Below are 8,383 nucleotides of genomic sequence, written 5' to 3' on the forward strand. Positions count from 1 at the left end.
TTGTATAAGTGAGGTGGAACAGTGATTCTGGTACTGTTTAAGAAGTTATTCGGCAGCAAACGTCAGTCCAGCCACCACCAAAAAAACGCACCGCAGCCTGAAGAGGTTGTGAAGAAAATACAGCAGGGAGACCTGCGTCTGCGCAATCAGTTTATCTCGGATTACCAGCCGTTTGTCATCAAGGTGGCAAGCCGCTTTTGCAAAAGATATATTGATCCTGCCAGAGACGACGAATTTAGCATTGCTTTAGCCGCGTTTAACGAAGCCATTAATCAGTTCTCCCATGAAATGGGGCGTTCGTTTCTCGGTTTTGCCGAGACGGTGATGCGCCGCAGACTGATCGACTATTTGAGAAAGGAGCAGCGGTTCAAGGGACAGATTCCGTACAGTGCGTTTGACCAGGAGGACGAAGAAGATCATTACGTGAATCCCATCGAGATTCATCAAGCGCTGGAACAGTATGAGAAACAGAAGGGAATAGAAGAACGCCGCGGAGAAATTGTGGAATTTAACCGCAACCTTGCCGCTTTCTCCATTCAATTTACCGATTTGGTCGATGCCTCTCCCAAGCACGAAGACTCTCGTATCATGCTATTCGGGATCGGCAAGCTCCTCTCCGAAGACCCTGAACTGATGCGTCTTCTGCTTAGCAAAAAGCAGCTTCCTATTAAGGAACTTCTGGGTAAGGTTACCGTCTCCCGCAAAACGCTGGAACGAAACCGAAAGTATTTGATTGCCATAGCGCTCATACACACCGGCTCCTATCCATATCTCAAAGAATATCTGCATATTAAAGAGCAATCAAAGCAAACTTTCCAGGAAAGAAGAGAGGCATATGAGTAAAGGCATCGTCATGGAGCTGAAGGGAAACAGCATTATCGTCATGACGGAGGAGGGGCGTTTCGAGCGCATTTCCAAGAAAGGGCGCAGCTGCCAAGTCGGACAAGAAATTCATTACAAATCGACATGGGGATTCGGGCGTTCTCAGGTTTTGGTTCTGACATCCGGGCTTACCGCTGCCGCGATTATTTGTTTTGTCTTCATCGGCGGTTTGTTAAACATGGGCAGCCAGGTAAAAGTGGCGGCTTATGTGACGATGGACGTTAACCCGAGCATTGAGCTTGCGCTCGACGATGCGGAGATTGTACGGGAGGTCAGGGGGCTCAATCAGGACGGCGTTCAGATGGCCAAGGCGCTCCATGTGGAGGGTAAGCCTCTGACCCAGGCCGCATCCGTTATTCTGGATTGGCTCGATCAGGGTCCGCTCGCTAAAGGCGAAGGGGATATTATCATTTCGAGTACGGTTGTAGGCAACGAGCGCAAGGTGAGCGACATTCTGCTGGCCGACAAAATGGAGAAGCAGGTAACGGACCATCTGCTCGCGAGCCACGCCGACATGAGTAAATATGCGGTCGCGGCTTTCGCGGCGCCGCCGGAACTGCGGCAGGAAGCGGGTACGCATCAGCTGTCTACGGGCAAGTACGCGATTTATTTGAACGCCAAGAGTATGGGAACCGAGATCAGCCTCGATCAGCTGCGCGACATGTCCATTTACACACTGGCCAAGCAGATGGGCGGAATGGGTAAGCTGTATAACCGCACGCAGCCTATCAACAAAGACAACCTAACAAACTGGCTGGCGATGGAAAAAGAAGGTTCCTGGAACAAGGACAACGTGGCTCTTCCAGGTGAAGAAGAAAAGAATCAGCCGGATCCCTCTAATTCGCCGGTCCCTACACCGACGCCGACACCTTCGAATAATTCGGCAGGAAACACCTCGAATACGGCCGGCAATACCTCCGGAACCAAAACGACGCCGGTTCCTACACCTACCCCGAAGAAAGAGAATACCTACACCGGCAGCGGCAACGCGGACAACGCACGGGAAGAATGGCTTCGTAAAAAGGTGGAGCGTGAATACAAGCGGGCTCAGGATGAGATGAAGAGGAAACAGGAAGAACAGAAGGAAAAAGAAGAAAAAGAAAGAAATGCACGGGAGAAAGAACGCGAGAAGCAGAAAGAAAAAGAGAAGAAAAACAAGGATCATGAGAAAGACGACGACAGGGATGACCGCGATTCCTGGAAGGGCGGACATTCTTTCCGGTTCCCATTCAAGGATGGTTCGGTTTATTATAACCTCGGCTGAACGGGTGCCCGTTCCGTGCTTGAACGCATAAGCAGGCCTTCTGCAGACAGGCCCGAATAGCAAAAAGATAACCCCGCTGACCGCGGGGTTATTTTAGCACGTCACCCGGACAGGGCAGTGAAATTCGGCCGCAGGCATGGGTTGCCGTTTTTAAGGCGTGATCTTACATTTTCCTCTTTCTACGCTCCAAATCGTATCGTAATTTTAAACTTCCTATGTTACAATGAGTGAGATTCCGATAATTAGCAAAAACGCGAGAAAATGTAAGATAATGACGAAAAAACCTTGATTTTTGACGAAAAGTGTCGTCGTGCCGGGTACACAACCCCACGCATAATCTAGGAGGAGTCACATGCCGGACATCCGAACGATGTATCTGCAAGTTTTGCAAGTATTGATGCAAAGCGGACCGGAGGAAGCCCGCTCATATTCCAGCACCCTCAAGCCGTTTATCTCCTCTATGCTGCCGGAAGAGGTGACTCTTCTGCATGATAAGTGCATGCGGGAGTTAATCCGCCCTGCCAGTTCTGAGGATGCTGTGCTGTATTATCAGCAGTCGTTCCAAATTCTTAACGAAGCGATATCCTTTTGTACGTCTCAATCTGATCAGGCCGTTAAAGAACCGACAAGACACTTTACCGGCAGATTGATGCAGGACTCTTCCTACCAGTCGGCCCACAGCAAGTATGAGAATGTGCTCCAGCATATGGACAGCGGAATAGCGTTGTTCGACCAGGAAGGCTTTCTTTCGTTTGCCAACGTAAAGCTCGGCCAGTTCCTGGGACTGCCCCGCAAAAGCATGATCGGACGCACGTTCTACGAGCTGGTCAGGCTGCGGAAGCTTTCGAGAGGAATGCGTAAACTTCTGATCAAGCTCCACCGCGAGATGTTCGTGTACCGGCTGCCCTTTCAGGAAGTTCTTGACGAGAAGGGCCAGCACTTTCTGGTGACGGCTAAGTACGATGAGGAGCTGGACGGGGACATTCTCATTTCCGTCAAGGACGTGACCGACTTCAAGCGGATCGAGCAATCCGTCTATTATAACGACAAGCTGGCCATGCTGGGGAAAATCGCGGCTTCCATCGCTCACGAAATCCGTAATCCGCTTACCTCGATCCGCGGGTTTATTCAGCTTTTGCAGCCTGAACTGCTTCGCCTGGGCAAACAGGATTACGCCGATATTATTTTAAGCGAAATCGACCGTGCCAACGATATCATTTTTGAATTTTTAAATTCGTCCAAGCCAACGGCTCCGGTGAAGCAGAAGACCCAGATCGCTTCGCTTATTAAGGAAGTCGTGCTGCTGTTCGAGAGCGAGGCCTTGTTAAAAGGCTGCGATATCCAGTTAAGCGAATCCGACCCGAATTTATACGTATGGGTGGATGTGAAACAGATTAAACAGGTGCTGCTCAACATTGTTAAAAATGCCATAGAAGTGCTGTCCGACGGGAAGAAAGAGCATGGGCTTATTCGTATCCGGACGATTAAAGTGGATCATCAGGTATGGATTTACATAGAAGACAACGGCAGAGGCATGGATCAGAAAACGCTTTCAAAATTGTTCGACCCGTTTTTTACGACGAAAGAAGACGGGACCGGCCTGGGGCTATCCGTCTGCTACCGCATCATCAAAAACCATGGCGGGGTCGTTCATGTGGAAAGCGAGGTGGGAGAGGGGACAAGCTTCCGGATCCAGCTCCCTTTAAACTGACGTCCCCGTGTATTACAATAGAAAAGAATACCAATGTGCTCCCCGCTGACGACGTTGCTGATGAACTCGCCGGCCTGAGGGAGTTTTGCCTATATAGTACGGGAATACTGCAAACGCGGACCGATGGGAAAGACTTGCTGCCAGAGGCACGAGAGGGGCTGAATTCTTAGATGAGAGTGGACTATGCAACGAATACGAAATTTTCCCTTGCGGAAAGCGGCGGATGGGCTTCGGCGGAGGCCGATGCTCTGTTGTTCTTCACGAATGAGGGGGGGCAGGGAAACCTGCCGGATCTGCCGGCAGAGCTCCTGGCTGAGCTGGACCGGCTGAAACAGGCCGGACGTTTCAAAGGAAGCGCCGGCGAAGTGACCGTGCTTCCGGCATACGGGCGCCTGGCCGCGCCGTACGTGATCACAGCCGGTCTCGGCGCGGCGCCGGCGGAACGCGGCACGCTGCGGCTTGCCGCGGTGCAAGCGGTCCGCGAGGCTCAGCGGCTCGGGCTGGGCCGCCTGGCCGTGCTGCTGCCGGAGGGGGCCTTCCCGGCCGAGCCTCCGCGCGGGGGGACGTACGCGGCTCCGCAGGCCGCTGGAGGAGCCGGTGCGGCGGGAGGCGCTTCGGCGAAGGCCGTAAGCGCTGACGGCGGTGTGCAAGCGGAGCCGCAGGGCGTGAGCGGAGCGGATGCACGGACAGCGGCAGGTGCGCAAGCGGAGCTCCAAAGCTTGAGCGGAGCGGATGTACAGACATCGGCTGCCCCGCAGAGCGCGAGCGCGGCAGGCGCCCGGCCTGCGGGCGCTGCTCCTTCCGCCACGACGGTGTTCACCGTGGCGGAAGGGCTGCTGCTCGGCACGTACCGCATCGCGACGTACGCGCGGGAGGCGAAGCCGCGGCAGGAACTGGCCGCGGCGGAGCTGTTCGTTCAGCGGGACGCGCTGAACGGGGAAGCGCTGCAGGCGGCGGTCGACGCCGCCGAAGCGTATGCGGTCGCGACGAACTATGCGCGCGACCTGACGAACCTGCCCGGCAATATGCTGCTTCCTTCCGCCCTTGCGGAGGAAGCGGAGAAGCTGGCCGGGCAGTTCGGAATCGCCTGCGAGGTGCTGGATGAGCAGGCGATTGTGGAGCGCGGCATGGGAGCGCTCGCGGCCGTGGGCCTCGGCAGCGCGAATCCGCCACGCATGATTACGCTGAGCTACGACGGAGATCCGTCGTCGGGCGAGGTGTTGGGTCTTGTCGGCAAAGGCGTCACCTTTGACACCGGCGGCATTTCCATCAAGCCCGCGGGCGGCATGGAAGAGATGATCAGCGACATGGGCGGAGCCGCGGTGCTGCTCGGGCTGCTGATTGTGGTGGGCCGCCTGAAGCCGCGCATTAACCTGCGGATTGTCATACCGGCCGCCGAGAATATGCCGTCCGGAACGGCGATGCGCCCCGGAGATATTATTACGACCTTAAGCGGACGGACGGTCGAAGTGCTGAATACGGATGCCGAAGGGCGGCTCATTCTTGCGGACGGCGTCACGTATGCGATAGAGAAAGGGGCGACCCGGCTGATCGACATCGCGACGCTGACGGGCGCGGTTCTCGTCTCTTTCGCCGATGTCGCCACAAGCGCCCAGACGAACGACGATGCTTTCCTCGCTTCCGTTCTCCAAGCTTCGATACAAGCGGGTGAAAAGGTGTGGCAGCTCCCCAATTTTCCCGAATACCGGGAAATGCTGCGCAGCTCGGTCGCCGATATCAAAAACGCCGCCGCCCATAAGTGGGCGGGAGCGATTATGGGCGGCTCGTTTATCGAGGCGTTCATCGAAGACAAACCGTGGATTCATCTGGATACGGGCGGTACGGCGTGGCTTTGGGCGGATCGCGGAATCGATCCGAAGGGCGGCACGGGCGCCATGGTGCGTACGTTGGCCGAATATATTTGCAGCGCCGGTGATGTCGTGTAGGCATCGTGCAGCATCCCGCATCGCGCGGCGTGCCGTGTGGTCCGCATGGCAACAACACGGTCAGGATGTTTATCATACGAAAAGACCCGATCCTTACAACAAGGACCGGGTCTTTCCGTTTTCATAAGGTAAGGCTATATTCGAATCAACTTAATGTGTTCTTACAGACGGCGGGAGCGGTCGATGTCACCAGTCGTGCCGTTGTAGGGCAGACCCGAATTAACGTCGTATGCCGGGGTATCCGTATCGCGGAACACCTGATCGTCGTAAGTGGATGCGTTCAGGGAACGGTTCGTGCGGAACGTGTCGTAAACGTGAGCGTCGCGTTCGGCATCGGAATCGACGAGGACGAGAATTTTGCCGTCCTTGACATAGTTGTCGTACTGCTGGGCTTCATCCTCCGGGATGCCCATGCCTACCAGGCCGCCCACGATACCGCCTGCGCCCGCTCCGACAGCGGCGCCCGTCAAGGTAGCGGCGATCGGACCCGCCGCGATGAAGGGGCCGACGCCCGGAATGGCCAGCGCGCCGATTCCGGCCAACAGGCCGGTCACGCCGCCGAGAACACCGCCTGTAGCTGCGCCCGTGGCTACGCCTTCCGGCGCTTTCGTTCCGGTTTCGTTTAAAATATCGGCTGAATCTTGTTTATCCTTGGCAATAACGGAGATATCATCGGCATGAAAACCTTGCTGTTTAAGACCATCGATCGCTTGAATAGCTTCTCTTTCTGTATCGAAAACACCAACAATTTTTTTATCCATTTTGAACTACCTCCTCAAGTTTAGTGCCTGTTCTTTCATTTCGTTTAGCTTTCTTCCGGTTACAGCATATCCTTACCCCTCAGGCGCCATCGGTAAACGGATTTGGGACAACTTACGCGTTACCAGATATTAACTCATCTTGTGAGTAACAAAGGATAAAGCACGAACAACGTTTTCCGTTAAGGAGGGGTGTTTTTGATTTCTGCGGATGAAACGGAACGATATCAGACGGACAAGTCGGCGAAGACTGCGTTTATCTTTTATACGGCGGCCCTGCTTGCCTGGGGGCTTTATAATTTTTTCAGCACGGGGAAGACGGGCTGGGAGTTTACGATTCTGCTTGTAGGCAATGCGGTTTTTCTGTGGTCCCGCGTGGTGTACCGGCGGAAAATGCAGTAAGGGATTATAGATGGGATGGATCATCAGCCTGTTGTCGCCGCATTTCTTAAAAAATCGCGATAACTTGCCGCGCCGAGGCGGCCGGGTTATAACCCCGGTTGAGATGCAGGCTGGCGGCGGTTTCTTTTTTGTGTTCTCGTTCAAGGGAGGATTCTTTCTCTTCTATCGCGAAAAGTACTGCATACCATGTGTGAATGCTGCATATCCGTAATCAGGAGGAGGAAGATAAGGAATGAAACGGTCTTTTTGGAAAAAAGGCGCACTGTCCGCCGGAACGGCCTTCATGCTTGTTACGGCTGCGTTGCCGGCAAGCGCTCACTGGCTTTACGAGGATATTGACGGCGTTCCCTGGGCGCAGGACAGTTTAATCAGCACGTCCCAGATGCACGTGATCGACGGGGTATCCGAGAAAATTTTCGATCCCGATGCGAAGGTAACGGGCATCCAGTTCGTCAAGATGGCAGTGATGGCGAGCGATCCGTCTTACGAACCCGATCTCGGCGGCTACGCAGCCTGGTACGGAGCTTACTTGAACCAAGCGAAAGCGGAGATAGGTCTTGTGGACGAAGCTTTCCAGAAAACGATGCTCGATCCCGCTTCCCGCCTCGAAATCGTGCGCGTGGTGAGCAAGCTCATTCAGCCGGAATGGAGGTTTAAATCGGTTCCGGATGAAGACGCCGTGGCGCTCTGCGTAAAAGAAGGCATCCTGCAGGGCCGTGCCGAAGGCAATCTGGCCTTGGAGGCCCCGGTTACCCGTGCGGAAGCGGCTGTCCTGATCGACCGTGTCATGGAGAAAACGGGCAAGTACGGCAAGCGGTTCGACAAACCGGTTGTCGGAGTGGAGGCGGGTGCATTCGTACTAAACGGACTGCGTCTCGGGCAGAAGGCGGAGGATGTATCCGCCATTCTCGGAACTCCGTTCCTGCAAGGACCCGATGAGCTGGACGGGGATGCTTCCGAAGAATATAAAAACTTCTACATCGCTTACTATGAAGGCAAGACATCGAGAATTATGTATAAAGCGATAGACGACAAGCTTCAATCCGGCGATGTCGAGCTGCCGGGTGCGGCCGTTTTCAAAGGCTTCGGTTCCACTTACTATTATTTGGAGCAATCGGAGCAAATCTTGATGGTGAAGGATCAGAACATTTACCTGGGTTTCGCGGACGGCAATTTCTATTTTCACGTCGATAACGGCGGCATCCAGCCGTATAACGAGGCGGCGCGCAAGTTGAACGATTTGTTCGAAAAGTACGGGAACAAATAGTAGCGAAACGTTACCCGAAGAGATTCATTTTATGAATCTCTTCAGGCTGTCGAGAAAGTCTCGACAGCTATTTTTATATGGAATACATTTAATGCGACACCGCGTTAATGTTGTATAATATAGGTATCTCTTTTTAGAACGGACGGTGTTGGT

General features: G+C 54.2%; 8 protein-coding genes. 7 read left to right on the forward strand and 1 reads right to left on the reverse strand.

Annotated elements, in window-relative coordinates:
- Window positions 1–21: 21 nt before the first annotated feature.
- The 4 genes from sigI to AC58P5_RS26065 all read left to right on the forward strand — a co-directional run bounded on the left by sigI (window position 22) and on the right by AC58P5_RS26065 (window position 5,803).
- Window positions 22–843: an RNA polymerase sigma factor SigI gene (gene sigI, locus AC58P5_RS26050; RefSeq protein ID WP_497391804.1), complete on the forward strand. Its 822-nt coding sequence runs from the start codon at window positions 22–24 to the stop codon at window positions 841–843.
- Window positions 836–2,146, forward strand: coding sequence for an anti-sigma factor domain-containing protein (locus AC58P5_RS26055; protein WP_497391806.1), 1,311 nt, complete (start codon window positions 836–838; stop codon window positions 2,144–2,146). Before sigI ends, AC58P5_RS26055 begins: the two co-directional genes overlap by 8 nt.
- A 352-nt stretch (window positions 2,147–2,498) precedes the next feature.
- Window positions 2,499–3,857, forward strand: a complete 1,359-nt coding sequence (locus AC58P5_RS26060; RefSeq protein ID WP_497391808.1) for an ATP-binding protein — start codon at window positions 2,499–2,501, stop codon at window positions 3,855–3,857.
- Window positions 3,858–4,027: 170 nt separating this feature from the next.
- Window positions 4,028–5,803, forward strand: a complete 1,776-nt coding sequence (locus AC58P5_RS26065) for a leucyl aminopeptidase (RefSeq protein WP_497391810.1) — start codon at window positions 4,028–4,030, stop codon at window positions 5,801–5,803.
- A gap of 161 nt (window positions 5,804–5,964) precedes the next feature.
- Here the strand turns inward: AC58P5_RS26065 and AC58P5_RS26070 are convergent, their stop codons facing one another.
- Window positions 5,965–6,564, reverse strand: coding sequence for a general stress protein (locus tag AC58P5_RS26070; RefSeq protein ID WP_497391812.1), 600 nt, complete (start codon window positions 6,562–6,564; stop codon window positions 5,965–5,967).
- Between the two features lie 189 nt (window positions 6,565–6,753).
- Between AC58P5_RS26070 and AC58P5_RS26075 the strand changes: the two genes are divergently transcribed.
- From AC58P5_RS26075 to AC58P5_RS26085, 3 genes are read left to right on the forward strand one after another with little or no spacing between them, the layout of a single operon-like run.
- Window positions 6,754–6,963, forward strand: coding sequence for a hypothetical protein (locus tag AC58P5_RS26075; protein WP_497391814.1), 210 nt, complete (start codon window positions 6,754–6,756; stop codon window positions 6,961–6,963).
- Between the two features lie 10 nt (window positions 6,964–6,973).
- Window positions 6,974–7,174: a hypothetical protein gene (locus tag AC58P5_RS26080; protein WP_497391816.1), complete on the forward strand. Its 201-nt coding sequence runs from the start codon at window positions 6,974–6,976 to the stop codon at window positions 7,172–7,174.
- A 21-nt stretch (window positions 7,175–7,195) separates the two neighbouring features.
- Window positions 7,196–8,230: an S-layer homology domain-containing protein gene (locus AC58P5_RS26085; protein WP_497391818.1), complete on the forward strand. Its 1,035-nt coding sequence runs from the start codon at window positions 7,196–7,198 to the stop codon at window positions 8,228–8,230.
- Window positions 8,231–8,383 lie beyond the last annotated feature (153 nt).

This window comes from Paenibacillus sp. JT31N7, assembly GCF_059692095.1.

Coding starts and splice junctions, on each gene's coding strand:
- AC58P5_RS26055 (WP_497391806.1), top strand. CDS start 836: ATGAGTAAAGGCATCGTCATGGAGCTGAAGGGAAACAGCATTATCGTC.
- AC58P5_RS26060 (WP_497391808.1), top strand. CDS start 2,499: ATGCCGGACATCCGAACGATGTATCTGCAAGTTTTGCAAGTATTGATG.
- AC58P5_RS26065 (WP_497391810.1), top strand. CDS start 4,028: ATGAGAGTGGACTATGCAACGAATACGAAATTTTCCCTTGCGGAAAGC.
- AC58P5_RS26070 (WP_497391812.1), bottom strand. CDS start 6,564: ATGGATAAAAAAATTGTTGGTGTTTTCGATACAGAAAGAGAAGCTATT.
- AC58P5_RS26080 (WP_497391816.1), top strand. CDS start 6,974: ATGGGATGGATCATCAGCCTGTTGTCGCCGCATTTCTTAAAAAATCGC.
- AC58P5_RS26085 (WP_497391818.1), top strand. CDS start 7,196: ATGAAACGGTCTTTTTGGAAAAAAGGCGCACTGTCCGCCGGAACGGCC.